This window comes from Pseudomonas sp. PA-1-6B (assembly GCF_021609545.1).
In the GTDB taxonomy this organism is placed as follows: domain Bacteria; phylum Pseudomonadota; class Gammaproteobacteria; order Pseudomonadales; family Pseudomonadaceae; genus Aquipseudomonas; species Aquipseudomonas fluorescens_BV.
Genome location: NZ_WJZM01000046.1, coordinates 24,399 through 46,475 on the forward strand (window position 1 = coordinate 24,399; position 22,077 = coordinate 46,475).

Below are 22,077 nucleotides of genomic sequence, written 5' to 3' on the forward strand. Positions count from 1 at the left end.
CAGGTTCACATGCATTAACGCCCTCCATGCAAGGACCTGCCCATGTTGCGCCGGCTCAAATTCCTGATGGTACTGCTGACCCTGAGCCTGGTGCTCGCCGGCTGCAATCGCGTGGGCCTGGCCTACCGTAACCTCGACGTGATCATCCCCTGGACCCTCAACGACTACCTGGACATGAATGCCGGGCAAAAAAGCTGGTTCAACGACACCCTCAAGGAACACCTGGCCTGGCACTGCACCACGCAATTGCCTGGCTACCTGGACTGGCTCGACCGCCTGCAACAGATGGTCGACAGCAACCAGGTCACCGACGCCGCGTTGCAAACCCGTACAGTCGAAGCCAAACAGGCAATTGCCGAGATTGCGCGGGAAATCACGCCCTCAGCCGTGCAATTGCTGCAAGGCCTGGACGATCAGCAGGTCAAGGACATGAGCGACGCCCTGGCCAAGGACCTGCGTAAACGCCAGGACGAATACCTCAAGCCGCCGCTGGCCCAGCAGATCAAGGAACGCGCCCAGCGCATGAGCAAGCGCCTGGACGCCTGGATCGGCCCATTGAGTCCGGGCCAGCAAAATCGCGTGACGGCCTGGTCCGCCGAGTTGGGCGCACAAAACCAGGCATGGATCGGCAACCGCGCCCATTGGCAGACGCAATTTATCGAGGCGCTGCAACAGCGCCACAGTGCCGATTTCCCACAGAAAATCCAACAACTGCTGGTCGATCGCGAAAGCCTGTGGACCCCACAATACCGCGCCGCCTACGCACAGACCGAAGCCGCCGCGCGCAGCTTGCTCATTGATGTGATGGCCCAAAGCTCCCCAGCGCAGCGCCTGAAACTCACCCAGAAAATCGACAAAGTCCGCAGCGACTTCCAGGCGCTCAAATGCCTGAAAAGCGCACAGTCTTAGTCAGGCGCCAAGGTGCCCAGCCAGGCCACCAGGCCAAGGATGAGCACCACAGCGCCAAACTCCAGGGCCATGCTGCGCCGTAACGCACGGATCGCCACGTTATAGTCGCCCGACGCGATGGATCGTTGCAGAAGCGGCGTTAGGTGAAAGCGATTGAGCGCCGCCAAGGCCAGCATCAGGCCGAACAACCCCAGCTTCAGGCATAGCAGCACCGCGTAGACTCCGCCGTTGATGCCCCCCAGATTCGGCCCGACAACAAACAGGTAATTGGCAACGCCAGTGCCGATCAGCACCAGGACAAATCCCGCGCCAATGCGCTCAAAGCCTGCCAATGCTCTGGCCAGAACCTGGACCCGATCATCATGTGGCAACGGCGCAGGCATCAACAACAAACCAAATGCCGCCAACGCCCCCACCCAACCCGCCGCTGCCAACAGGTGTGCACTGTCGCTGACGATATGCCACACACCTTGCGCACCTTCGTGCATCACGCCGTGCCCTGTCCACACCAGGGTGACCAACGCCACGCCAGCCGACAGCGTGGCCAGCGCCAGGTGCGGACTCAGTGCCGCAACAATCAACGCCGCGATACGCACCCACCACGTCAACCCCAGGTCGGTCTGCCACAGCATCATTTGCAGGTGCGGCCACAGCGTCTGCCAATCCGTGGCGCCGCTCATGGCTTGGGTCATAATCAATAGCGACGCCACCGAAAACGCCAGCCCCAAGCCGCCCGTCAATCCCATCCAGGCCCTGAGATTGAGCCGCCCGCGTTGCTCTGCGCGCAGGCCATAAAGGCCAAACAGCCCCAGCCCAAATAGCACCATCAGGTCGAGATAGAGCGCGAAGCGCAATACGATGGGGATCAGCTCACTCATGGCTGCACGCGGAACACCACATTACCGGTGATCGGATGCGTATCGGACGACACGGCACGCCAATCCACCCGATAGCTGCCAGTGGTGAGTGCGGAGGCCGGCTTGATCAACATCACCTTGGGGTCGCTGCTCGCCGACACGCTGGCCTTCACCGGCATCGGCGAATTGGGCATGCCCGGCATGTCGGTCATGATCAACTTGGCCCCGGAAAACTGGGTCAGCAGGTTTTCTGAGAAATGCAATTCAATCACGGAGGGAGCGGCGCCCTGTGCGCCTGCCGCCGGAATGGATGACAGCAGCTTGGGGTGGGCCGAAGCGGGCAGGCTAAGACTTAAACCTACCCACAACGCAGCACCCAGCAGCGTGGTTTTCAACATAGACATGCAAGACTCCAGGCCGCGCCAGGCGGCGAATAATAAAAAGGGAAACCCGTCAGAACCACAAGCGCACGCCGACCACCCAGCGCAGTTGATTGATGTCTTCGTCTTCGTCCCGTGCGTATTGCGCGGTCTGGCCATAAGTGCGGTTCCAACTGAGCCCGACATAAGGCGCAAACTCGCGGCGAACTTCGTAGCGCAGACGCAAGCCCAGCTCACTTTCCGCCAAGCCCGAACCAACGCCGCGTTGCGGATCGTTCTGCGCGTAAAAATTGAGTTCTGCGGTGGGCTGCAGGATCAGGCGATTGGTGAGCAGAATGTCGTAGTCACCCTCAAGGCGTGCGGCGGTATGCCCCGATTCGCCGACAAACAACGTGGCTTCGGCCTCGAAGTTGTAGAGCGCCATGCCTTGTAGGCCAAAGGCCGCCCAGCTCTGGCTGGCACCGGGCTTGAAGTCCTGGCGCACGCCGCCGACCACATCCCACCAAGGGCTGATTGCGTGCCCCCATAACGCTTGGGCTTCGGCACTTTCAGTGCGGCCGGCGCTGCGTTCGCCTTCACTGCGTAGCCACAACCGGTCGATGTCACCGCCGACCCAACCCTTGATGTCCCAACTCTGCGCGTTGCCGTCGCCGCCCTGCCATTCCAACTGGTTGACCAGCAGCATCGAGTTGACGCCGCTGTCATGTACCTGATGCCCTCCCGGCGCGTTGTAGACCGCTGCGCGGTCTGCGTCGGTCAGCGCCGGAATCGGCGTACGGCTTTGCGTCAACGCTGGCGTCGCCGGGCTCATGCCCTGAAATTCATCCTCGGCCGCCAACGCCCATGGGGCGAACCCCAGCGTGGCGAAAGCGATGCAAAGGGACGAGACGCAACGGTTCATGCTCGCTTCCTTATTCATGCACGCGCACCTCGCGGAACATGCCCATTTCCATGTGGTACAGCAGGTGGCAGTGATAGGCCCATCGCCCCAAGGCATCGGCGGTGACGCGGTAACTGCGACGGGAGCCCGGTGGCATGTCGATGGTGTGTTTGCGCACCAGGAACTGGCCGTTTTCGTCCTCCAAGTCGCTCCATAAGCCATGCAGGTGAATCGGGTGGGCCATCATGGTGTCGTTGACCAGCACCACCCGCACGCGCTCGCCATAAGTCAGTTGCAAGGGCTCGGCATCGGAAAACTTCACGCCATTGAACGACCAGGCGAACTTCTCCATATGCCCGGTGAGGTGCAATTCAAGCGTGCGCGAGGGGTCGCGGCCATCGGGGTCTTCGAAGGTACTGCGCAGGTCGGCATAGGTGAGCACGCGGCGGCCGTTGTTGCGCAGGCCGATTCCAGGGTCGTCCAGCTTGGGCACCGGGCTCATCGCCTGCATGTCTACCAGCGGGCTGTTCTGCTCGCTGGCGGGGTGTTTCTGCATCGCCATCGCGCCCATGGCGCTGTGATCCATGCCTTCCATGCCCGACATATCGGCCATGGCACCGTGGTCCATGCCTTCCATGCCCGGCATATCGGCCATGGCACCGTGGTCCATGCCGCCCATACCCATGTCCTCCATGGTCAGCCACGGGCGCGGATCAAGCGGCGGTACTGAGGCGGTCGCACCCATCTGCCGGGCGAGGGTGCCACGGGCATAGCCTGTGCGGTCCATGGACTGGGCAAACAGGGTATAGGCCTCTGCCACAGGCTCGACCAGCACATCGTAGGTTTCCGCCACGGCGATACGGAACTCGTCGACGCTTACCGGCTTTACCGGCTGACCATCCGCGGCGATGACAGTCATCTTCAACCCTGGAATGCGCACATCAAAATAGGTCATCGCCGAGCCATTGATAAAACGCAGGCGAATCGTTTCCCCCGCCTTGAACACTCCGGTCCAGTTCTGCCCCGGCGGCTGGCCGTTGAGCAAGTAGGTGTAGGTCTCGCCGCTGACGTCCGCAAGGTCGGTGGGGTTCATCTTCATTTGTGCCCACATCAGCCGGTCGGCAGCCGTGGCCGACCAGCCCTGCTTGCCCACATCCTGAATAAAATCGCCCAGTGTGGGTTTGTGCAGGTTGTAGTAATCGGACTGCTTCTTGAGGGTTTTCATCAGGGCGACGGGGTCTTCGTCGGTCCAGTCCGACAGCATCACCACGTAATCGCGCTGGTAGGTATACGGCTCGGGTTCCTTGGGGTCGATGACCAGCGGGCCATACACGCCCTGCTGCTCCTGAAGTCCGGAATGGCTGTGGTACCAGTAGGTGCCGTGCTGCTTGACCTTGAACTGGTAAACGTAAAGGCCACCCGGTTCGATGCCCTTGAAGCTCAGGCCGGGCACGCCGTCCATGGTCGATGGCAGCAGGATGCCGTGCCAGTGGATCGAGGTGGGCTCGTCAAGGCGGTTTTTCACGCGCAGGGTCACGGTGTCGCCTTCGCGCCAGCGTAACAGCGGGCCGGGCAGGCTGCCGTTGACGGTCAACGCGGTGCGCGCACGGCCGGTCAGGTTGACGGGAGTCTGGTCAATAAACAGGTCAAATTCGCTGCCGGCGAGCACCGTGGGCTGGCCGGGGCTGGTCAGTGCCCACACAGGGGGGCGCCAAAGCCCGAGCCCACCCAGCAGGCCGCCTGCGGCCAGGCCTTTGACGAATGTGCGTCTGGAGGTTGTGGAGTGCATGCCGATTCAAGTCCGTGAGTTGAATGGCTGCAGATTAGGCGTCGCCGGCTGTCAGCAACCTTAGCGGCAGATTACCGATTCGACAGGTTCACCCGGCTCCCTCGGGGGCGCCGGGGCATAAGAAGATCAGGCGATCTGGGCTTTTGAGGCCACTTCAGCGAACGTTGCCGGATCAAGCGCGTCCTCCTGCTCATCCAACACCTGACGTGGATGATCATTGCCCGGAATCGAACTGTCGATCAGCGCCAGCAATTGCGCACCCAGCGCCGTCAGAATGAAATTCTCACCATTGCCGCCCTCTTCTTCAGGCCGCGACTCAATAAAGCCACGCTTGAACAGCAGCGCCTCGTAATCGGCAGCGGTCTTCTTCAATGCGTCCAGGTTGCCAGTGTCCTCGCCGGCCGTCGCCTTCTCGGCGGCTTCCTGTTCGGCGTATTTGCGCGGGGCAAAGCTGCCCTCGCCGTTCTGCACTTCATGCAGCAGACGTTCGATCAGATCCCAATTGTAAGTCGTCATCCTGATTCCTCCTGCAGGCCGATGGAGTTAGCCCGTCTAAGGGAGTGACACGCTCCGGCACTGGCCGTTCAACCGAACGGACGGGCGTCATTTCTCTGAACTTTCCAGAGGTTCGCCGCCTCAACTGCACATCACTGCCAAGGAAGTCCGACCATGAAAACCTTGATGAAGCTGACCCTCGCCGCCACGCTGCTGAGCGCCCTGCCCGCCTGGGCCTGCACGCCTGAGGAGGCCACGGCCAAGCGGGAGGAGCTGGCCAAGGAAGTGACCAAGCTCACAGAGCAGGACCCGACCAAGGCCAAGGAGATGAATGACCAGCTGCAGAAGATGGACTTGGATACCGAAAGCGCCGAGTTTCCTGACAAGTGCCAGTTGATCGATGCACGGCTCAAGGAGCTCAAGGAAGCGGCCGCCAAGACTAAAAACTGATGGCGAAAAAAAACCGGACATCGTCCGGTTTTTTTAGGCCCACCTGCTTATTCGGCAGCCGGAGCTTCTGGCTTGCGGCGCTTGAGCGGCGCCATGCCGTCCTTGCTGACGAGCGACAGGTTGTCGGTCTTCGGCCGGTTGGCGATCTTGCGCTTGGTCGGCGACTTGGCGCCGGTTTTCTTCTTGTCGCCCTTGGCGTCGGTCTTTTTCTTCTTCACGCCAACGGCCTTGCCCGACGCCTTGACCTTCTTCGGCCCGGTGTACGTGCCTTTGACTTCCTTGATGGTGCGGCGCTCGAACGACTGCTTCAGGTAGCGTTCGATGCTCGACATCAGGTTCCAGTCGCCGTGGCAGATCAGCGAAATGGCCAGGCCATCATTGCCGGCCCGTCCGGTACGGCCGATACGGTGCACGTATTCGTCGCCGCTGCGGGGCATGTCGAAGTTGATCACCAGGTCCAGGCCGTCGACGTCGAGGCCGCGTGCGGCCACGTCGGTGGCCACCAGGATCTTCACGCCGCCCGCCTTGAGACGGTCGATGGCCAGCTTGCGGTCCTTCTGGTCTTTCTCGCCGTGCAGCACGAACGCCTTGTATTCCTGCGCAACCAGGCGCCCGTAGATACGGTCGGCGGCGGCACGGGTGTTGGTGAACACGATGGCCTTCTGGTAGGTCTCGTTGGCCAACAACCAGTTCAGGATCTGTTCTTTGTGCACGTTATGGTCAGCGGTGACGATCTGCTGGCGCGTGGTGGCGTTCAGGTCGCTGACGTTGTTGACCTGCAAGTGCTCAGGGTTGTTCAGCACCTTGGCGACCATATCGCGCAGGGTCGAACCACCGGTGGTGGCGGAGAACAGCATGGTCTGCTGGCGGTTGACGCACTCACCGACCAAACGTTGCACATCATCGGCAAAGCCCATGTCGAGCATGCGGTCGGCTTCGTCGAGCACCAGCACTTCGACTTCCTTGAGGTCGAGGTTGCCAGCGTTGAGCTGCTCGATCATGCGCCCTGGGGTACCGATCAGGATGTCCGGTACCTTGCGCAGCATCGCGGCCTGGACCTTGAAGTCTTCGCCACCGGTAATGATGCCGGACTTGATGAAGGTGAACTGCGAGAAGCGCTCGACTTCCTTCAGGGTCTGCTGGGCCAGCTCGCGGGTCGGCAGCAGGATCAGGGTCTTGATGCTGACGCGCACTTTGGCCGGGCCGATCAGGCGGTTAAGTACCGGAAGGACGAAAGCGGCGGTCTTGCCGCTGCCGGTTTGCGCCGTCACCCGCAGGTCACGCCCTTGCAGCGCGAGCGGGATGGCCGCTGCTTGCACAGGCGTAGGCTCGACAAATTTAAGCTCGGCCACGGCTTTAAGCAGGCGTTCGTGCAGGGCGAATTGGGAAAACACGGGTGCTACCTCGAAGAAATACAAAATATCAGCTGCATAGGTTACCGGTTTCGGGCGCCCAAACCGAGTTTCTTTACGCGAACGGGGCTAATCAGCTGCTTTTTTGTCAGCGATTTTGTCCAGAGCGTCAACTTTGTTGCACTTAAATGCTCTAATCGCCCCGTGTTGTCTTACAGAAGAATCGGTTCACTCATGGATATCAAACAGCTCTGGCTCAACGTCCAAGACGTTTGGGGCGCCCTCGATGAACACCCGGTCCTGCATTCCAGCCTCGGCTTGCTGGTGTTGCTGGTGGTGGCATTGGTGGTGGGACGGGTCGCCCGTTACCTCATCCTGCACGCGGTCAAATTGCTCGGCCGGCAGCCGGCCCTGCACTGGCTGAACGACCTGCGGCATAACAAAGTCTTCCATCGCCTGGCGCAGATGACGCCATCGCTGGTGGTCCAGTTCGGCCTGTACCTGGTGCCGGACCTGAGCAAGACCGCCATTCTGTTTATCGGCAACGTCGCCCTGGCGATCACCATTCTGTTCATGGTTTTGGCCATGAGTGCCCTGCTCAACGCGTTGCTGGATATCTACGCACGCACCGAACACGCACGCACCCGCTCGATCAAGGGCTATGTGCAACTGGCGAAAATGGTGCTGTTCGTGTTCGGCGCGATCATCATCGTCGCCACCCTGATCGACCGCTCACCCCTGTTACTGCTGTCGGGCCTGGGTGCGATGTCGGCGGTGATTCTGTTGGTGTACAAGGACACGCTGCTGTCGTTCGTCGCCAGTGTGCAATTGACCAGCAACGACATGCTGCGCGTCGGTGACTGGATCGAAATGCCCCAGGTGGGTGCCGATGGCGATGTGGTGGACATCACCCTGCACACGGTGAAGGTGCAGAACTTCGACAAGACCATCGTTTCCATCCCCACCTGGCGCCTGATGTCCGAGTCGTTCAAGAACTGGCGTGGCATGCAGGCCTCCGGTGGGCGCCGTATCAAGCGCAGCCTGTACATCGACGCCAGCGGCGTACGCTTCCTGAACGACGAGGAAGAAGTGCGCATGACCCAGGTGCACTTGCTCAGCGGCTATATCAGCCGCAAGCAGGCCGAACTCAAGGCCTGGAACGAGGCTCAGGGCCACAGCGCGCAACTGTCGGCCAACCGTCGGCGCATGACCAACCTCGGCACCTTCCGCGCCTACGCACTGGCATACCTGCAAAGCCACCCGGACATCCAGCCGAACATGACCTGCATGGTGCGCCAGATGCAAACCACCGCCCAGGGCGTGCCGCTGGAGATCTACTGCTTTACCCGCACCACCGCGTGGGGCGATTACGAGCGGATCCAGGGCGATATCTTCGATTATCTATTGGCGGTGTTGCCGGAGTTCGGGCTGAGCCTGTATCAGCAGCCGAGCGGCAACGACCTGCGCGCCGGCGTGCTGCCGGCATTGGCCGGGGCCACGCAGGTGTCCGTCGCCGAAACGGCATGAGGTGATGCAAACGGGATTACGGCAGTGACGCCGTAATCTCCTTGCGGCAAACCTCAAGCACTTCATCGGCCAGTGCGGAATCATCCGGGCACGCCCGCGACAACATGATTGCGCCGATGGCATGGGCCATGCTGTCGAGCATTTTCGCGCGCACGCCTTCTTGTGGCGTCTCATGAGCTGCGTTGTACTTTGCTTCCAGGGCCTGCAGGGTATTTTCCAAACCGTTGGCAAAGGTCGCCTTCAGCGTGTCCGATTGACGGGCGGCATCGGCACACAACGCCGCCAATGTGCATCCGCCGCCGCGATGGTCGCGGTGCTGCCTGGACAGGTAAACCTCGAAAAACTGCTCCACCTCCATCTCCGCGCTGTCGGCCAGTGACTGCGCCAGGCTGTTGGCGGCTGCTTCCGCCATCAGGTCCGCCTTGGAACCGAAGTGCTTGTAAAAGCCGCCTTGGGTAAAACCGGCCGCAGCCATCAACTCGGCCACGCCCACCCCATCGAAACCCCGCTCGCGGAACAGCTCCGAAGCTGTCGCGACGATATGGGCCCGATTGCTCTGTGATTGCGCCTTGGTGATCTTCATGTCTGTGGTCCTGCCAGCTTGCGAGATAGGCATATTACTATGATGTCGATCATAATCAAAACCGTTGACAGCTTTGATTATGATCGACATCATAAAACCTCCTCGCACTCACAGAGCATCACACCATGAGCACTTCCACTACCGTTCTGATCACTGGCGCTTCGACCGGCATTGGCGCCGCCTACGCCGAACGCTTTGCCGCACGCGGCCACGACCTCGTACTGGTCGCCCGTGACATCACGCGCCTGGAAGCGCTCGCCGCCAGGCTGCGTGAGCACCACGCCGTCAGCGTTGATATCCTCCCGGCCGACCTGACCCAAAGCGCTGACCTGGCCGCAGTTGAAGCGCGCCTGCGCGATGACGCCAGCATTGGCACGCTAGTCAATAATGCAGGCGCCGCGCAGTCCGGCAGTTTTATTGAACAGTCCACCGAAAGCGTCGCGCAGTTGGTCGCCCTCAACACCACGGCGCTGGTACGCCTGGCCAGTGCCATCGCCCCGCGCCTGGCGGCAGCCGGCAACGGCGCGATCATCAACATTGGCTCGGTAGTAGGCCTGGCCCCGGAATTTGGCATGACGGTGTACGGCGCGACCAAGGCGTTCGTACTGTTCCTGTCCCAGGGCATGAGCCTGGAACTGGCGCCCAAAGGCGTGTACGTGCAAGCCGTGCTACCCGCTGCCACGCGTACCGAGATCTGGGAGCGTGCGGGCATTGATATCAACACCCTCACGGACGTGATGGAAGTGGGTGATCTGGTGGACGCGGCGCTGGTCGGTTTCGACCGCCGCGAGCCGGTAACCATTCCACCGTTGCAGGATGGCGCCCGTTGGGACGCGTTGCAGGCTGCGCGGCAAGGCTTGCTGGCGCAGATCAAGCAGTCCCAGGTTGCCGAGCGTTACCTGGTCAACGCCTGATCAACCGGTAGCAGGCGTGCTCCGCGCCTGCCCTTCTCACCGAAGCAACGAGCGTTGAACCATGAAGGCATTTTCCATCGAACGGTACGGCAAGCAGCCCGGCCGCCTCATCGAGGCCCCCGCGCCTGTTGTGGGTGAACATGACGTGCTGGTTCAGGTGCGGGCCAGCAGCGTTAATGCGCTGGATGCAAAGATCGCCAAGGGCGAATTCAAACTGATCCTGCCCTATGCGTTGCCGTTGACACTGGGCAACGACCTGGCCGGCGTGGTGCTCAGCGTCGGCGCTGCGGTACGACGCTTCAAGCCGGGGGACGAAGTCTACGCTCGCCCGCCCCAGCAACGTATTGGCACCTTCGCCGAGCGGATTGCCGTGCACGAAGACGCACTGGCGCGCAAACCCGACAACATCAGCATGGAGCAAGCCGCGTCCCTGCCCCTGGTCGCGCTCACGGCGTGGCAGGTGCTGGTGGAAACCGCGAAGCTGAAGAAAGGCCAGAAGGTGTTCATTCATGCGGGCTCAGGCGGGGTGGGCAGTATCGCCATTCAGCTGGCCAAGCATTTGGGCGCTTTTGTCGCCACCACCACCAGCACCGCCAATGTCGAGTGGGTCAAGGCGTTGGGCGCGGATGTAGTGATCGACTACAAACAGCAAGCCTTCGAGGCCGTGCTGCGGGATTACGATGTGGTGCTGAACAGCCTGGGCCCAGATGCGCTGGCCAAGTCACTGAAGATTCTCAAGCCCGGCGGTCAGCTCATCTCCATCTCCGGGCCGCCGACACCCGCCTTCGCCCGCGCCCAGAACCTGCCCTGGTTATTGGGCCTGGTCATGGGTGTGTTGAGCAGCGGTATCCGCAGGAAAGCACGCAAGCAAGGCGTGAGCTATGAGTTTGTCTTCATGCGTGCCAGTGGCGCACAACTGGATGAAATCACCGCGCTGGTCGAGTCCGGCAGTATCCGGCCGGTTATCGACCGTACCTTTCCGTTCGAATCCACAGCGGCGGCCCTGGACTATGTCGAACAAGGCCGCGCCAAAGGCAAGGTGGTGATCACGATGGAGACGACACCGCCCGACGTACACCCAGCCGGCTGATCCAAACCGCCCCCAGAATCACCAGACCGCCCAGGGCCAAACGGCCCAGCGGTTCGTGCTGGTTCCAGATCAGCAGGTTCAGCAGCAACCCCACCGGCACATGCAGGTTGTTCATCACCGCCAGGGTGCCGCCATTGACCAGGCAGGCGCCCTTGTTCCACCAGTACATGCCCAGCGCGGTGCTGACCAACCCGAGGAACACCAGCACACCCCATTGCAGCGGCGCTTGCGGCAGGAAGTCAGCCTTGCCGAACAGCAGGAACGCCGGCAACACCACCAACAAGGCACCCAGGTAGAAATAACCGAAACGCCGGAAGTGCGGCTGGTCACTGGGATACCGCGCCACCAGGTGTTTGTACATGACTTGCCCGGCGGCGTAGGTGAAGTTGGCCAATTGCAGCAGCAAGAACCCCATCAGGAAGTGCGGGGTGATCTGATCGAAACGAATCACCGCCGCACCGCCCACCGCCACCAGGGCCGCCACCAGCGCCCAGGGATTGAAGCGGCGATTAAGCGCGTCCTCGATCAGGGTCACATGCAGCGGCGTGAGGATGGTGAACAGCAGCACTTCCGGCACCGTCAGCACGCGAAAGCTCAGGTACAGGCATACGTAGGTCACGCCGAACTGCAACGCACCGATCACCAACATGCCGCGCATGAACGCGGGCTCCACCGAGCGCCAGCGCGTCAGCGGAATAAAAATCAGCCCGGCCAGCACGACGCGCACCAGCACCGCAAAGTAGCTGTCGACGTGACCGGCGAGGTATTCGCCAATCAAGCTGAAGGAAAATGCCTGAATCAGGGTGACAACCAGTAAATAGCCCATGCGCGCCTCGTTTCGAATGGGCGCGACATTAAAGCTTTTTGGTTTTTGAAGAAACTCGGCGCAAAAAAAACCCGACCTCGCTAAAGCGGCAGTCGGGCAGGAGCACTCAGGAGCAAAAAGTGCAAAGGGAGGTTCGATACGCGTACTTGAAGGGTTTGCGTGGGGCTATATAAGCAGCACGGGATTATCTGACGATTAACGCCTCAGGCCACCTGGGCCAGCAGTGCCTTGGCGTGATTGACGCCCTTCTCCTGGAAGTCGCCGCCCAGGTTGACGCCTTCGGCGTGAATGAAGGTGACGTCATGAATGCCAATAAATGCCATGACCTGGCGCAGGTACGGTTCCTGGTGATCCGAGGTAGCACCCGTGTGAATACCGCCGCGTGCGGTGAGCACGATGGCGCGCTTGCCGGTCAACAGGCCCTGGGGCCCAGTGGCGGTGTATTTGAAAGTCACACCGGCCCGCAACACGTGATCCAGCCAGGCTTTGAGGGTGCTGGGGATAGCGAAGTTGTACATCGGCGCGGCCATCACCAACACGTCGGCGGCCAGCAGTTCGTCAGTCAACTCGTTGGAGCGGTCCAGGGACACCTGTTCGTCGTCGTTACGCTGCTCCGCCGGTTTCATCCAACCGCCCAGCAGGTTGGCATCCAGGTGGGGTACCGGATTGAGCGCAACGTCGCGCACGGTGATACGGTCTGCCGGATGGGCGACTTGCCATTGGCTGATGAACTGTTGGGTGAGCTGGCGGGAAATGGAATCCTGCTGGCGCGCACTGCTTTCGATGATCAGAACATTGGACATGGCTTCGTAGGCTCCATCGGTAATTGCTGTAAGTCGATGGAGAGAAGGTTAACCAGGGCCTATTCGATAAAAAAGCGCAAAAAACTGCTACAACCCATCTAGAAATTCGTTTATAAGCGGAGTATTCCTGTGGGCATGCCCCGCTACCGCTTTATTTTGGCGCGCAGTCCAAGGCAATGCGCATCTTGATGATGGCGCGGTTGAACTTGACCGTGGTGTTGGTGCTTTTGCCTGCCGGCACAGTCACGGTGCGACGGCGTGGCGATTCCGGGCCGTTGGTGAAGGTAACCTTGCACACCGCGTCCTGGGTACCGTAGTTGTTCAGCTGGATCGAACTGATGTCGCCGTCCACATCGGAGGCGGTGTAATCAATGCTCACGCCATCGATCTTTTTCGTCACGTCGATAGGGTAGGCAAACGCGCTCATCGGCAGCAGCGCCAGCAACACACAACACAATTTTCTCATTCGGCAGTCTCCAATAAGGACCGCCAGCTTAGGACAAGAGGAGCTCATCTTGAAAGCGCCCCGCGTTACCCTCGATCAATGGCGCACCTTGCAAGCCGTGGTCGATCATGGCGGCTTTGCCCAAGCCGCCGAAGCGCTGCACCGTTCGCAATCTTCAGTGAGCTACACCGTAGCGCGCATGCAGGACCAACTCGGTGTCCCCTTGCTGCGTATCGACGGGCGCAAGGCGGTGCTGACCGAGGCCGGTGAAGTGCTGCTGCGCCGATCCCGCCAACTGGTGAAAAACGCCAGCCAACTGGAAGACCTCGCCCATCACATGGAGCAGGGCTGGGAAGCCGAAGTGCGCCTGGTGGTGGATGCCGCCTACCCCAGCGCACGCCTCGTTCGCGCGCTGACCGCCTTTATGCCCCAAAGCCGTGGCTGCCGGGTGCGCCTGCGCGAAGAAGTGCTGTCCGGCGTCGAAGAGTTGCTGCTCGACGGCATGGCGGACCTGGCCATTTGCGGGTTTATCATCCCGGGCTACCTGGGCACGGAAATGAGCGATGTGGAGTTTGTCGCCGTGGCCCACCCCGATCACTCGCTGCATCGCCTCAACCGTGAGCTGAGTTTCCACGACCTGGAGAGCCAGATGCAGGTGGTGATCCGTGACTCGGGCCGCCAGCAACCTCGCGACGTCGGCTGGCTCGGCGCCGAACAGCGCTGGACTGTCGGCAGCCTCGCTACCGCCGCCACCTTCGTCGGCAGCGGCCTGGGCTTTGCCTGGCTGCCCCGGCACATGATCGAGCGCGAACTCAAGGAAGGCGTGCTCAAGCAGCTTCCCCTGGAAAAAGGTGGCAGTCGCAACCCGACGTTTTACCTGTACTCCAACAAAGACAAACCCTTGGGGCCCGCCACGCAGATCCTCGTGGAATTGCTGCGCACCTTTGACACCGCTCCCCTGGACGCGCCCTTCGCCGCTCCCCAACAAGCCTGAAACGGAGTTCATCCATGGCCTGGTTCGATCATGAAGGCTGCAGCCTGCATTACGAGGAATACGGCCATGGCAACCCCCTGATCCTGATCCACGGCCTGGGCTCCAGCAGCCAGGATTGGGAACTGCAAATACCGGTACTCGCCCGCCACTACCGCCTGATCGTGGTTGACGTGCGCGGCCATGGTCGCTCGGACAAACCCCGGGAGCGCTACAGCATCAAAGGGTTTACCTTCGACCTGGTCGCCCTGATCGAACACCTGGACCTGCCAGCGGCCCACGTGGTGGGTTTATCCATGGGCGGCATGATCGCCTTCCAACTGGCGGTGGATGAACCCCTGCGGGTCAAGAGCCTGTGCATCGTCAACAGCGCGCCTGAGGTCAAGGTGCGCAGTGCCGACGACTATTGGCAGTGGGCCAAACGCTGGACCCTGGCCCGCGTGCTCAGCCTGGGCACCATCGGCAAGGCCTTGGGCGATCGGCTGTTCCCAAAACCTGAGCAGGCCGACCTGCGCCGCAAGATGGCCGAACGCTGGGCAAGCAACGACAAACGTGCTTATCTCGCCAGCTTCGACGCCATTGTGGGCTGGGGCGTGCAGGAACAACTGTCGAGAATTGCCTGTCCAACCCTGGTCATCAGCGCCGACCATGACTACACCCCCGTGGCGCAGAAAGAAATCTATGTAAAACTGCTGCCCGATGCGCGGCTGGTGGTCATCGAAGATTCCCGCCATGCCACGCCCTTGGATCAACCCGAGGTCTTTAACGCGACCTTGCTCGAGTTTCTAAAGACCGTCGAAACCACTACCCAGGATCACTGACCCATGCTGAAAAAAATCGCCTTCTTTGCCGGTTCCGCCCTGTTCGCTGCCAACCTGATGGCGGCCGAGCCGGCCAAGGCGCCACACGTGTTGCTCGACACCACCAACGGCCAGATTGAAATCGAACTGGACCCGGTCAAGGCGCCGATCAGCACCAAGAACTTCCTGGCCTATGTCGACAAGGGCTTCTACACCAACACGATCTTTCACCGCGTGATCCCCGGCTTCATGGTCCAGGGCGGCGGGTTCACCCAGCAAATGTCACAAAAGCCGACCGAAGCACCGATCAAGAACGAAGCCAGCAATGGCCTGCATAACGTGCGTGGCACCTTGTCCATGGCTCGCACCAATGACCCGAACTCGGCCACCAGCCAATTCTTCATCAACGTGGCCGACAATGCTTTCCTCGACCCGGGCCGCGATGCCGGTTATGCCGTGTTCGCCAAAGTGGTCAAGGGCATGGACGTGGTCGACATCATCGTCAACTCCCAGACCACCACCAAGCAAGGCATGCAGAACGTGCCTATCGATCCTGTGATCATCAAGTCGGCCAAGCGCATCGACTGAGGTCTGCAGGCAGCTTTGCACGGTGCCCGCATGGCACCGTGCACCTTTGAAAGGAGAGCCCGCCCGGCGGGCGTCAAACCCAATGCTCTATCGTCGCTTTGAACAACTGATCGATATTTTCCGCGACGCCCCCAGCGCGGCCCCTCCCGAAAAAGTCCTGCCCTTCTATCTTTATTACCTGCGCCAGGTGTGGCCGTGCTTCGCCGCACTGCTGGTGGTGGGGCTGGTCGGCGCCCTGATCGAAGTTGCGTTGTTCAGCTACCTGAGCCGCATCATCGACCTGGCCCAGGGCACGCCACCAGCGAATTTTTTCCAGATCCACAGCGCAGAGCTGATCTGGATGGCCGTGGTCGCCCTGTTGTTGCGCCCGCTCTTCAACGGCCTGCATGACTTGCTGGTGCACCAGACCATCAACCCTGGCATGACCAGCCTGATTCGCTGGCAGAACCACAGCTACGTGCTCAAGCAGAGCCTGAATTTCTTTCAAAACGATTTCGCCGGGCGCATCGCCCAGCGGATCATGCAAACCGGCAACTCCTTGCGTGACTCGGCGGTGGCGACCGCGGAGGCTATCTGGCACGTGTCGATCTACGCCATCAGTGCCCTGGTGTTGTTTGCCGAGGCCGACTGGCGGCTGATGATTCCGCTGATCACCTGGATCGTTTGCTACAGCCTGGCCCTGCGTTACTTCGTACCTCGGGTGAAAGAACGCTCGGTGGTCTCCTCGGAGGCGCGCTCCAAGTTGATGGGCCGAATCGTCGACGGCTACACCAATATCACCACTTTGAAGCTGTTCGCCCATACGCAGAACGAACAGGAATACGCCAAGCAAGCGATCATCGAGCAGACCGAAAAAACCCAACTGGCCGCACGCGTGCTCACCAGCATGGACACCGTGATCTGTATTCTGAACGGCCTGCTGATTGTCACCACTACTGGCCTGGCCCTGTGGCTGTGGACCCAGTCGCTGATTTCCGTGGGCGCGATTGCCCTGGCCACCGGCCTGGTGATCCGCATCGTCAACATGTCCGGCTGGATCATGTGGGTGGTCAACGGCATCTTCGAAAACATCGGCATTGTGCAAGACGGCCTGAAGACCATCGCCCAGCCACTGGCCGTTATCGATCGTGAAAACGCTCCGCGCCTGACGGTACCCCACGGCCAGGTACGCTTTGAGCAAGTGGACTTCCACTACGGCAAGAAGAGCGGAATCATTGGCGGCCTCAACCTTGAGATCAAGGCCGGGGAAAAGATCGGCTTGATCGGCCCATCCGGCGCGGGCAAGTCGACGCTGGTCAACCTGCTGCTGCGCCTTTACGACCTGCAGGGCGGGCGCATCCTCATCGACGGCCAGGACATCGCCGAGGTCGCCCAGGAGAGCCTGCGCGCACAAATCGGCATGATCACCCAAGACACCTCGTTGCTGCACCGCTCGATCCGCGACAACCTGCTGTATGGCAAGCCCGACGCGACAGACGAAGAACTGTGGGCGGCGGTGCACAAGGCCCGCGCCGATGAATTCATCCCGCTGCTGTCGGATTCCGAGGGCCGCACCGGGCTGGATGCCCATGTGGGTGAACGCGGGGTGAAACTCTCCGGCGGGCAACGCCAACGTATCGCTATCGCCCGCGTGCTGCTCAAGGACGCGCCGATCCTGATCATGGACGAAGCCACCTCCGCGCTGGACTCGGAAGTGGAAGCGGCGATCCAGGAGAGCCTGGAAACCCTGATGCAGGGCAAGACGGTGATCGCGATTGCACACCGGTTGTCGACCATCGCACGAATGGACCGCCTGGTGGTGCTGGAAAAAGGCCAGATTGCTGAAAGCGGCAGCCATTCCGAGTTGCTGGCATACGGCGGGCTTTATTCGCGGTTATGGCAGCATCAGACCGGGGGTTTTGTCGGCATAGACTGATTTTGCTGGGTAAAGCCCCGCTCAATTCCGAACAATTCTGACAGCTTTCTCTATCTGGCTGGTCTTGCGACACAATCCTGCTGTACTGCAATCAGGCCCCAGGATGGCCCTGATTTAAGGCAGCAGGGAAGCCACACAGACCGTTAATCAGATAGAGCAATCTAAGGAAGTGTTCATGTCACTGTTCAAACGTTCCGTAACGGAAGGACTGGGTACGTTTTGGCTGGTGTTGGGTGGCTGCGGGAGTGCGGTGTTGGCCGCAGCGTTCCCCAACGTCGGCATCGGCCTGCTCGGCGTATCCCTGGCCTTTGGGCTCACGGTGCTCACCATGGCATTTGCCATCGGGCATATCAGCGGCTGTCACCTTAACCCGGCCGTCTCGGTGGGGTTGGTGGTCGGCGGCAGATTCCCGGCCAAGGAGTTGCCGGCCTACATCGTGTCGCAAGTGATCGGTGGCGCCATCGCCGCCGCACTGCTGTACTTCATCGCCAGCGGCAAACCCGGGTTCGAACTGGCCTCCGGGCTGGCAAGCAATGGTTATGGCGAGCATTCACCCGGTGGTTATTCAATGGCGGCAGGCTTTGTCTGTGAGCTGGTGATGACGGCGATGTTCGTGCTGATCATCCTTGGCGCCACCGACCGTCGAGCCCCGGCAGGCTTCGCGCCCATCGCCATTGGCCTGGGGCTGACGCTGATCCACCTTATCTCCATCCCGGTGACCAACACCTCGGTCAACCCGGCCCGCAGCACAGGGCCTGCGTTGATTGTCGGCGGCTGGGCGCTGCAGCAATTGTGGCTGTTCTGGCTCGCGCCGATCCTCGGCGCGGTGATCGGCGGCATTACGTACCGATGGTTGGGTGCAGAAAAAACCGCTTGACCCAATCCCTGCAGGAGCGAGCTTGCTCGCGAAAAACGCCAACGATGACGCAGTGCTTACAGCTGTAAACCCGCGTCGTCTGCACGTTCTTCGCGAGCAAGCTCGCTCCTACAGGGTGTTTTACTGGCTGACTTCAATTGAATGCGCTTCAACCTTGGTGGGCTTGCATGTACTGACGCAACAATTGATTAATACGTGTCTGATATCCGGTGCCTTGGCCTTTGAACCACTCCAGAACATCGGCATCCAGTCGAATGGTCACGGCCTGCTTCACCGGAACACGTAACTCGGCGCGTCGAAAAAATTCGGCGTCCAGCTCAGGAATATCGCTGGTGTCGATTTCTTTATCATTCATGTTGGCCAGGCGCTCCCAATCAGTTTTCGATGTTTGCGTCATAGTATTTGGCCTCCTTCTTGGTTGCTTTTCGCGCAGATATGATACGGATCACATCACCACACCGCTCGGTATATACGACCACACCCATTAACAATTTGATCCAGCCAATACTGATCCAACGCTCTTCGCCATAATCTGCCCGATCATCGCGCAAGGCCAGCATTGGATGCCGAAAAATATCTGGGACGTCGTTAAAGTCGATGCCGTGCTTAGAAATATTGGCTTTGTTCTTAGATTCATCCCACTCAAAATGCATGACACATCCTGTATGTACGTCTGTACATACAGATTAGCGGTTTTATTGTTAGTCAGCAGGGTTGCCAGACCGATGGTTCAGACCTGCCGATAAGGCAGGGCCGCCCTCGCCTCTTCGGCATACGCCAGAATCCCGACCCGTTCGCGCTCAAGAAGATCTTCCACAGCGTTCTTCAACCCAGGGTGGCGCAGGTAGTGCCATGACCGCGTAATCACCGGCTCAAACCCGCGAATCAATTTGTGCTCACCCTGGGCACCTGCATCGAAGCGTTGCAGGCCGTGGGCGATGGCGTAGTCCATGCCCTGGTAGAAACAGGTTTCGAAATGCAGGCGGTCGAATTCCGCCAGGCAACCCCAGTAGCGGCCATAGAAGCTGTCGCCACCGATCAGGCTGAAGGCCATCGCCACCGGGCGCGTGCCTTGTTTGGCCAAGACTACGCGTATGGCTGCGGGCATGCGCTCAGCCAACAGGCTGAAAAATGCGCGGGTCAGGTAGGGCGATTGCCGACGCACCGCGTAGGTGTTGGCGTAGCAGGCGTAAACAAAATCCCACTGGGATTCGCTCAGCTCATGGCCTTGCAACCACTCGAACTCGATACCCTGCCCTGCCACTTGTTCGCGCTCTTTGCGCATCTGTTTGCGCTTGCGTGAACTCAGGGCGTCGAGGAAATCCTGGAAGTCGCGGTAACCACGGTTCTGCCAATGAAACTGACAACCCAGGCGTTGCAACCAACCGGGGTGTTGGGCCATGGCTTCATCGGCGAGGGCATCGGTAAAGTTGATATGGGCGCTCGACAGGCCTTCGATCTCCAGATACCCCGGCAGGCTATTGAGCAATTCGAAAGCGTCTGCGGCACTGGCAGCCAACACACGCGGCCCACCGACCGGGCTGAAGGGCACGGCCGTCAGCAACTTGGGGTAATAGTCGATGCCGGCGCGCTCGCAGGCGTCGGCCCAGCCGTGATCGAACACGTACTCGCCATAAGAATGCCATTTGCGATAACCCGGCAATGCCGCCATCAACCGGTCGCCTTCCCAGTGCAGCAAGTGCTCCGTCTGCCAGCCCGAATGCGGGCCGATGCTGGCGCTGTCTTCCAGCGCACTGAGAAACCCATGCTGCATAAACGGCTGGGCCTGTGGCATCAGGGCATCCCACGTGTGCGCAGCGATATCGGACAGGCTGTCCAGGCGTTGCAGCGGCATCGGCATCCTCATCGTTTCTTGGCATGAAAACCTGGGGAGTATCGCTGATCACAGCCGCGCACACATCCTCAAAACACGCGGACAGACGTCAAAACCCTTAGTTCCGTAGCGTAACGATTTGTCATCTAGATGAAATCACTTAGCCACTACTCCGTCATAAACGGTCGCGATACTGACGCCAGTTTTTAGAGCGTCCGGGTCTACCGGGCGACATTTTTTCCGTCCGTCATGGGTCGGTTGTGTCCTGGAGGGTGTTGCCCTCCCTCCTCACTTTCGGAGATTGATATGCGTCTTGCTTCCACTAAAACTGCGGCGGTCCTGTGTGGCGGCCTGTTGCTGGCACTGAGCGTTCCGGCCAGCGCTGCAGTCGACGCTAAATTGCTCGACATGCTCAAGGCCAACGGCCAGATCACCGCGGCACAGTACACCGAACTGCAAATGGAACTGGCCAGGGATCAGAAAGAGCAGCAGATCGCACGCCAGGCTCAACAAGAGACCAACGAGCAGATCGCGGCCACTGCGAAAAAAACCAACGAGCTGAGCAGCTTCGACCAGAAATTGGCTTGGGCAGCCAAGACCCAGTTCAAGGGTGACGTGCGCTTCCGCCAGGAAACCATCAAGATCGACGGCGAGCCCAACAACGGTGGGCGTGACAAGGACCGTCAACGTATCCGTGCCCGCCTGGGTGCCTACACCGAAATCAACCCGCAAGTGGACACTGGTATCCGTATCGCCACCGGCGGCGGCGATGATGCACGCTCCACCAACCAGGACCAGGATGGTTACTTCGATAAGAAGTCGATCTGGCTGGACCTCGGCTACATCGACTACCACCCGGACCAGATCAAGAACCTGCACGTGATCGGCGGCAAGATGCTGCAGCCGTGGGTGAACATGGGCGATGTGATCTGGGATAGCGACATCAACCCTGAAGGCCTGGCCGTCACCTACAAATACCCACTGGGTAGCAGCGCTGAGCTGTTCGGCAGCCTGGGTAACTACAACCTCAAGGACAACGTGGACGGTGACGGCGTGCAATTTCGCCATGACCTGCGCCTGACGTCCGGCCAGTTGGGCACGCGGTTCTCGGTCACCGACAACCTGAAAATGACCTTGGGCGGCAGTATCTACGCCTACAAGAATGACGAGGACAGCCGCTGCACAACCACCACCACGCCTTGCGCACTGGCGGTCAACGGCAACTCGGCCAACAATGAATTCCGCCTGTACGAAGGCTTTGCGCAAGCAGACATCGGTGGCCTGGCCGTGCCGCTGTCGTTCTACGGCCAATACGTGAAAAACAACGATGCAGTGACCGACCAGGACACCGCCTGGTTGCTGGGTGCCAAGTCCAAGGTGTTCGGTTTGAACCTGGACTACAACTACCGCGACGTTCAACGTAATGCCGTCGTAGGCGCCTTCACCGATTCGGACTTCGCCAACGGCACCACCGGCTCGCGCGGTCACAAGATGAAAGTCAGCTACGACATCGACAAGAACTTCGCCATTGGCGCCACCTACTTCCTGACCAAGGCTGACTTTGCCAGCCGGACTCAGCGGGATGCCGATACCAACACCTTGCAGCTGGATGCTGAAGCCAAGTTCTAACGCTTAACATGTAGGAGCGAGCAAGCTCGCTCCTATGTATGGACTCGCCCTCCACTTTCAACCCGCTTTTCAAACATTGGTACCCGGTTGCATCTATGTATCAGGCCTATCCGAGGAAGCTCCAAACAGCTTCTGGCCAACAT

24 protein-coding genes are annotated in these 22,077 nt (G+C 60.2%); 11 read left to right on the forward strand and 13 right to left on the reverse strand.

Features of this window, described 5'->3' with window-relative positions; all coding sequences use genetic code 11:
- Nucleotides 1-42: 42 nt before the first annotated feature.
- Nucleotides 43-909: a DUF6279 family lipoprotein gene (locus tag GIV35_RS20015; RefSeq protein WP_236264994.1), complete on the forward strand. Its 867-nt coding sequence runs from the start codon at nt 43-45 to the stop codon at nt 907-909.
- On the opposite strand, the gene copD is transcribed toward GIV35_RS20015, so the two are convergent.
- From copD to GIV35_RS20040, 5 genes are all read right to left on the reverse strand, one after another.
- Nucleotides 906-1,787 carry a copper homeostasis membrane protein CopD gene (gene copD / locus GIV35_RS20020; RefSeq protein ID WP_105227686.1) on the reverse strand — a complete coding sequence of 294 codons (882 nt, stop codon included), beginning with the start codon at nt 1,785-1,787 and terminating at the stop codon, nt 906-908. The genes GIV35_RS20015 and copD overlap by 4 nt on opposite strands.
- Nucleotides 1,784-2,170: a copper homeostasis periplasmic binding protein CopC gene (copC, locus tag GIV35_RS20025; protein WP_213154256.1), complete on the reverse strand. Its 387-nt coding sequence runs from the start codon at nt 2,168-2,170 to the stop codon at nt 1,784-1,786. The genes copD and copC overlap by 4 nt, the downstream gene beginning before the upstream one ends.
- A gap of 49 nt (nt 2,171-2,219) precedes the next feature.
- Entirely contained in the window at nt 2,220-3,047 is an 828-nt protein-coding gene (locus GIV35_RS20030; RefSeq protein WP_197883405.1) for a copper resistance protein B, read from the reverse strand.
- A 10-nt stretch (nt 3,048-3,057) separates the two neighbouring features.
- Complete coding sequence (locus GIV35_RS20035) at nt 3,058-4,815, reverse strand: copper resistance system multicopper oxidase (protein ID WP_223023661.1); 1,758 nt, start codon at nt 4,813-4,815, stop codon at nt 3,058-3,060.
- Between the two features lie 126 nt (nt 4,816-4,941).
- Nucleotides 4,942-5,331, reverse strand: coding sequence for a hypothetical protein (locus GIV35_RS20040; protein ID WP_034128303.1), 390 nt, complete (start codon nt 5,329-5,331; stop codon nt 4,942-4,944).
- A 153-nt stretch (nt 5,332-5,484) separates the two neighbouring features.
- Between GIV35_RS20040 and GIV35_RS20045 the strand changes: the two genes are divergently transcribed.
- Complete coding sequence (locus tag GIV35_RS20045) at nt 5,485-5,760, forward strand: hypothetical protein (RefSeq protein WP_105227694.1); 276 nt, start codon at nt 5,485-5,487, stop codon at nt 5,758-5,760.
- Nucleotides 5,761-5,807: 47 nt separating this feature from the next.
- Here GIV35_RS20045 and GIV35_RS20050 read toward each other — a convergent pair whose 3' ends face one another.
- A complete protein-coding gene (locus tag GIV35_RS20050) occupies nt 5,808-7,154 on the reverse strand; it encodes a DEAD/DEAH box helicase (RefSeq protein WP_003193110.1) in 1,347 nt (448 codons plus the stop codon).
- A 192-nt stretch (nt 7,155-7,346) separates the two neighbouring features.
- Between GIV35_RS20050 and GIV35_RS20055 the strand changes: the two genes are divergently transcribed.
- Nucleotides 7,347-8,639, forward strand: a complete 1,293-nt coding sequence (locus tag GIV35_RS20055) for a mechanosensitive ion channel family protein (protein ID WP_200648009.1) — start codon at nt 7,347-7,349, stop codon at nt 8,637-8,639.
- 16 nt (nt 8,640-8,655) lie between these two features.
- Here GIV35_RS20055 and GIV35_RS20060 read toward each other — a convergent pair whose 3' ends face one another.
- Nucleotides 8,656-9,222 (reverse strand): TetR/AcrR family transcriptional regulator, encoded by a 567-nt coding sequence (locus GIV35_RS20060; protein WP_213154261.1) that lies wholly within the window; start codon nt 9,220-9,222, stop codon nt 8,656-8,658.
- A 125-nt stretch (nt 9,223-9,347) separates the two neighbouring features.
- Here GIV35_RS20060 and GIV35_RS20065 point away from each other — a divergent pair, with 125 nt between their 5' ends.
- Nucleotides 9,348-10,136 (forward strand): SDR family NAD(P)-dependent oxidoreductase, encoded by a 789-nt coding sequence (locus GIV35_RS20065; protein ID WP_213154258.1) that lies wholly within the window; start codon nt 9,348-9,350, stop codon nt 10,134-10,136.
- Nucleotides 10,137-10,197: 61 nt separating this feature from the next.
- Nucleotides 10,198-11,226 carry an NADP-dependent oxidoreductase gene (locus tag GIV35_RS20070; RefSeq protein ID WP_223023659.1) on the forward strand — a complete coding sequence of 343 codons (1,029 nt, stop codon included), beginning with the start codon at nt 10,198-10,200 and terminating at the stop codon, nt 11,224-11,226.
- Here GIV35_RS20070 and GIV35_RS20075 read toward each other — a convergent pair.
- The 3 genes from GIV35_RS20075 to GIV35_RS20085 form a co-directional block, all read right to left on the reverse strand.
- The gene (locus GIV35_RS20075) at nt 11,183-12,052 is read right to left on the reverse strand and encodes a carboxylate/amino acid/amine transporter (RefSeq protein ID WP_034128297.1); all 870 of its coding nucleotides are present in this window, start codon (nt 12,050-12,052) and stop codon (nt 11,183-11,185) included. The genes GIV35_RS20070 and GIV35_RS20075 overlap by 44 nt on opposite strands.
- Nucleotides 12,053-12,255: 203 nt before the next feature.
- Nucleotides 12,256-12,855: an FMN-dependent NADH-azoreductase gene (locus tag GIV35_RS20080; protein WP_034128296.1), complete on the reverse strand. Its 600-nt coding sequence runs from the start codon at nt 12,853-12,855 to the stop codon at nt 12,256-12,258.
- Between the two features lie 151 nt (nt 12,856-13,006).
- Nucleotides 13,007-13,321: a 3-phosphoglycerate kinase gene (locus tag GIV35_RS20085; RefSeq protein WP_034128295.1), complete on the reverse strand. Its 315-nt coding sequence runs from the start codon at nt 13,319-13,321 to the stop codon at nt 13,007-13,009.
- Nucleotides 13,322-13,370: 49 nt separating this feature from the next.
- Between GIV35_RS20085 and GIV35_RS20090 the strand changes: the two genes are divergently transcribed.
- From GIV35_RS20090 to aqpZ, 5 genes are all read left to right on the forward strand, one after another.
- Nucleotides 13,371-14,294 carry a LysR family transcriptional regulator gene (locus GIV35_RS20090; RefSeq protein ID WP_003193120.1) on the forward strand — a complete coding sequence of 308 codons (924 nt, stop codon included), beginning with the start codon at nt 13,371-13,373 and terminating at the stop codon, nt 14,292-14,294.
- A gap of 14 nt (nt 14,295-14,308) precedes the next feature.
- Nucleotides 14,309-15,112: an alpha/beta fold hydrolase gene (locus GIV35_RS20095; protein ID WP_054920239.1), complete on the forward strand. Its 804-nt coding sequence runs from the start codon at nt 14,309-14,311 to the stop codon at nt 15,110-15,112.
- A 3-nt stretch (nt 15,113-15,115) separates the two neighbouring features.
- On the forward strand, nt 15,116-15,679 hold the full coding sequence (locus tag GIV35_RS20100) for a peptidylprolyl isomerase A (protein WP_014719428.1): 564 nt from the start codon (nt 15,116-15,118) through the stop codon (nt 15,677-15,679).
- Between the two features lie 82 nt (nt 15,680-15,761).
- A complete protein-coding gene (locus GIV35_RS20105) occupies nt 15,762-17,594 on the forward strand; it encodes an ABC transporter ATP-binding protein (protein WP_073527169.1) in 1,833 nt (610 codons plus the stop codon).
- Between the two features lie 175 nt (nt 17,595-17,769).
- Nucleotides 17,770-18,471, forward strand: a complete 702-nt coding sequence (gene aqpZ, locus GIV35_RS20110; protein WP_044275039.1) for an aquaporin Z — start codon at nt 17,770-17,772, stop codon at nt 18,469-18,471.
- A 148-nt stretch (nt 18,472-18,619) separates the two neighbouring features.
- Here aqpZ and GIV35_RS20115 read toward each other — a convergent pair whose 3' ends face one another.
- From GIV35_RS20115 to GIV35_RS20125, 3 genes are all read right to left on the reverse strand, one after another.
- Entirely contained in the window at nt 18,620-18,868 is a 249-nt protein-coding gene (locus GIV35_RS20115; RefSeq protein ID WP_032895852.1) for a BrnA antitoxin family protein, read from the reverse strand.
- Nucleotides 18,846-19,124 carry a BrnT family toxin gene (locus GIV35_RS20120; RefSeq protein WP_003193132.1) on the reverse strand — a complete coding sequence of 93 codons (279 nt, stop codon included), beginning with the start codon at nt 19,122-19,124 and terminating at the stop codon, nt 18,846-18,848. The genes GIV35_RS20115 and GIV35_RS20120 overlap by 23 nt, the downstream gene beginning before the upstream one ends.
- Before the next feature lie 77 nt (nt 19,125-19,201).
- Nucleotides 19,202-20,326 (reverse strand): GNAT family N-acetyltransferase, encoded by a 1,125-nt coding sequence (locus GIV35_RS20125; RefSeq protein ID WP_213153241.1) that lies wholly within the window; start codon nt 20,324-20,326, stop codon nt 19,202-19,204.
- Nucleotides 20,327-20,611: 285 nt separating this feature from the next.
- Here GIV35_RS20125 and GIV35_RS20130 point away from each other — a divergent pair, with 285 nt between their 5' ends.
- Nucleotides 20,612-21,934, forward strand: coding sequence for a putative porin (locus GIV35_RS20130; RefSeq protein ID WP_003193136.1), 1,323 nt, complete (start codon nt 20,612-20,614; stop codon nt 21,932-21,934).
- Nucleotides 21,935-22,077 lie beyond the last annotated feature (143 nt).

Excerpts from the sequence above, each read along its gene's own strand:
- GIV35_RS20015 (WP_236264994.1), top strand. The coding sequence starts at position 43 with ATGTTGCGCCGGCTCAAATTCCTGATGGTACTGCTGACCCTGAGCCTG.
- GIV35_RS20085 (WP_034128295.1), bottom strand. The coding sequence starts at position 13,321 with ATGAGAAAATTGTGTTGTGTGTTGCTGGCGCTGCTGCCGATGAGCGCG.
- GIV35_RS20055 (WP_200648009.1), top strand. The coding sequence starts at position 7,347 with ATGGATATCAAACAGCTCTGGCTCAACGTCCAAGACGTTTGGGGCGCC.
- GIV35_RS20125 (WP_213153241.1), bottom strand. The coding sequence starts at position 20,326 with ATGCCGCTGCAACGCCTGGACAGCCTGTCCGATATCGCTGCGCACACG.
- GIV35_RS20115 (WP_032895852.1), bottom strand. The coding sequence starts at position 18,868 with ATGACGCAAACATCGAAAACTGATTGGGAGCGCCTGGCCAACATGAAT.
- GIV35_RS20030 (WP_197883405.1), bottom strand. The coding sequence starts at position 3,047 with ATGAACCGTTGCGTCTCGTCCCTTTGCATCGCTTTCGCCACGCTGGGG.
- GIV35_RS20130 (WP_003193136.1), top strand. The coding sequence starts at position 20,612 with ATGCGTCTTGCTTCCACTAAAACTGCGGCGGTCCTGTGTGGCGGCCTG.
- copD (WP_105227686.1), bottom strand. The coding sequence starts at position 1,787 with ATGAGTGAGCTGATCCCCATCGTATTGCGCTTCGCGCTCTATCTCGAC.
- GIV35_RS20075 (WP_034128297.1), bottom strand. The coding sequence starts at position 12,052 with ATGGGCTATTTACTGGTTGTCACCCTGATTCAGGCATTTTCCTTCAGC.
- GIV35_RS20040 (WP_034128303.1), bottom strand. The coding sequence starts at position 5,331 with ATGACGACTTACAATTGGGATCTGATCGAACGTCTGCTGCATGAAGTG.
- GIV35_RS20045 (WP_105227694.1), top strand. The coding sequence starts at position 5,485 with ATGAAAACCTTGATGAAGCTGACCCTCGCCGCCACGCTGCTGAGCGCC.
- GIV35_RS20105 (WP_073527169.1), top strand. The coding sequence starts at position 15,762 with ATGCTCTATCGTCGCTTTGAACAACTGATCGATATTTTCCGCGACGCC.
- GIV35_RS20095 (WP_054920239.1), top strand. The coding sequence starts at position 14,309 with ATGGCCTGGTTCGATCATGAAGGCTGCAGCCTGCATTACGAGGAATAC.
- GIV35_RS20060 (WP_213154261.1), bottom strand. The coding sequence starts at position 9,222 with ATGAAGATCACCAAGGCGCAATCACAGAGCAATCGGGCCCATATCGTC.
- GIV35_RS20065 (WP_213154258.1), top strand. The coding sequence starts at position 9,348 with ATGAGCACTTCCACTACCGTTCTGATCACTGGCGCTTCGACCGGCATT.
- GIV35_RS20070 (WP_223023659.1), top strand. The coding sequence starts at position 10,198 with ATGAAGGCATTTTCCATCGAACGGTACGGCAAGCAGCCCGGCCGCCTC.
- aqpZ (WP_044275039.1), top strand. The coding sequence starts at position 17,770 with ATGTCACTGTTCAAACGTTCCGTAACGGAAGGACTGGGTACGTTTTGG.
- GIV35_RS20120 (WP_003193132.1), bottom strand. The coding sequence starts at position 19,124 with ATGCATTTTGAGTGGGATGAATCTAAGAACAAAGCCAATATTTCTAAG.
- GIV35_RS20080 (WP_034128296.1), bottom strand. The coding sequence starts at position 12,855 with ATGTCCAATGTTCTGATCATCGAAAGCAGTGCGCGCCAGCAGGATTCC.
- GIV35_RS20100 (WP_014719428.1), top strand. The coding sequence starts at position 15,116 with ATGCTGAAAAAAATCGCCTTCTTTGCCGGTTCCGCCCTGTTCGCTGCC.
- copC (WP_213154256.1), bottom strand. The coding sequence starts at position 2,170 with ATGTCTATGTTGAAAACCACGCTGCTGGGTGCTGCGTTGTGGGTAGGT.
- GIV35_RS20035 (WP_223023661.1), bottom strand. The coding sequence starts at position 4,815 with ATGCACTCCACAACCTCCAGACGCACATTCGTCAAAGGCCTGGCCGCA.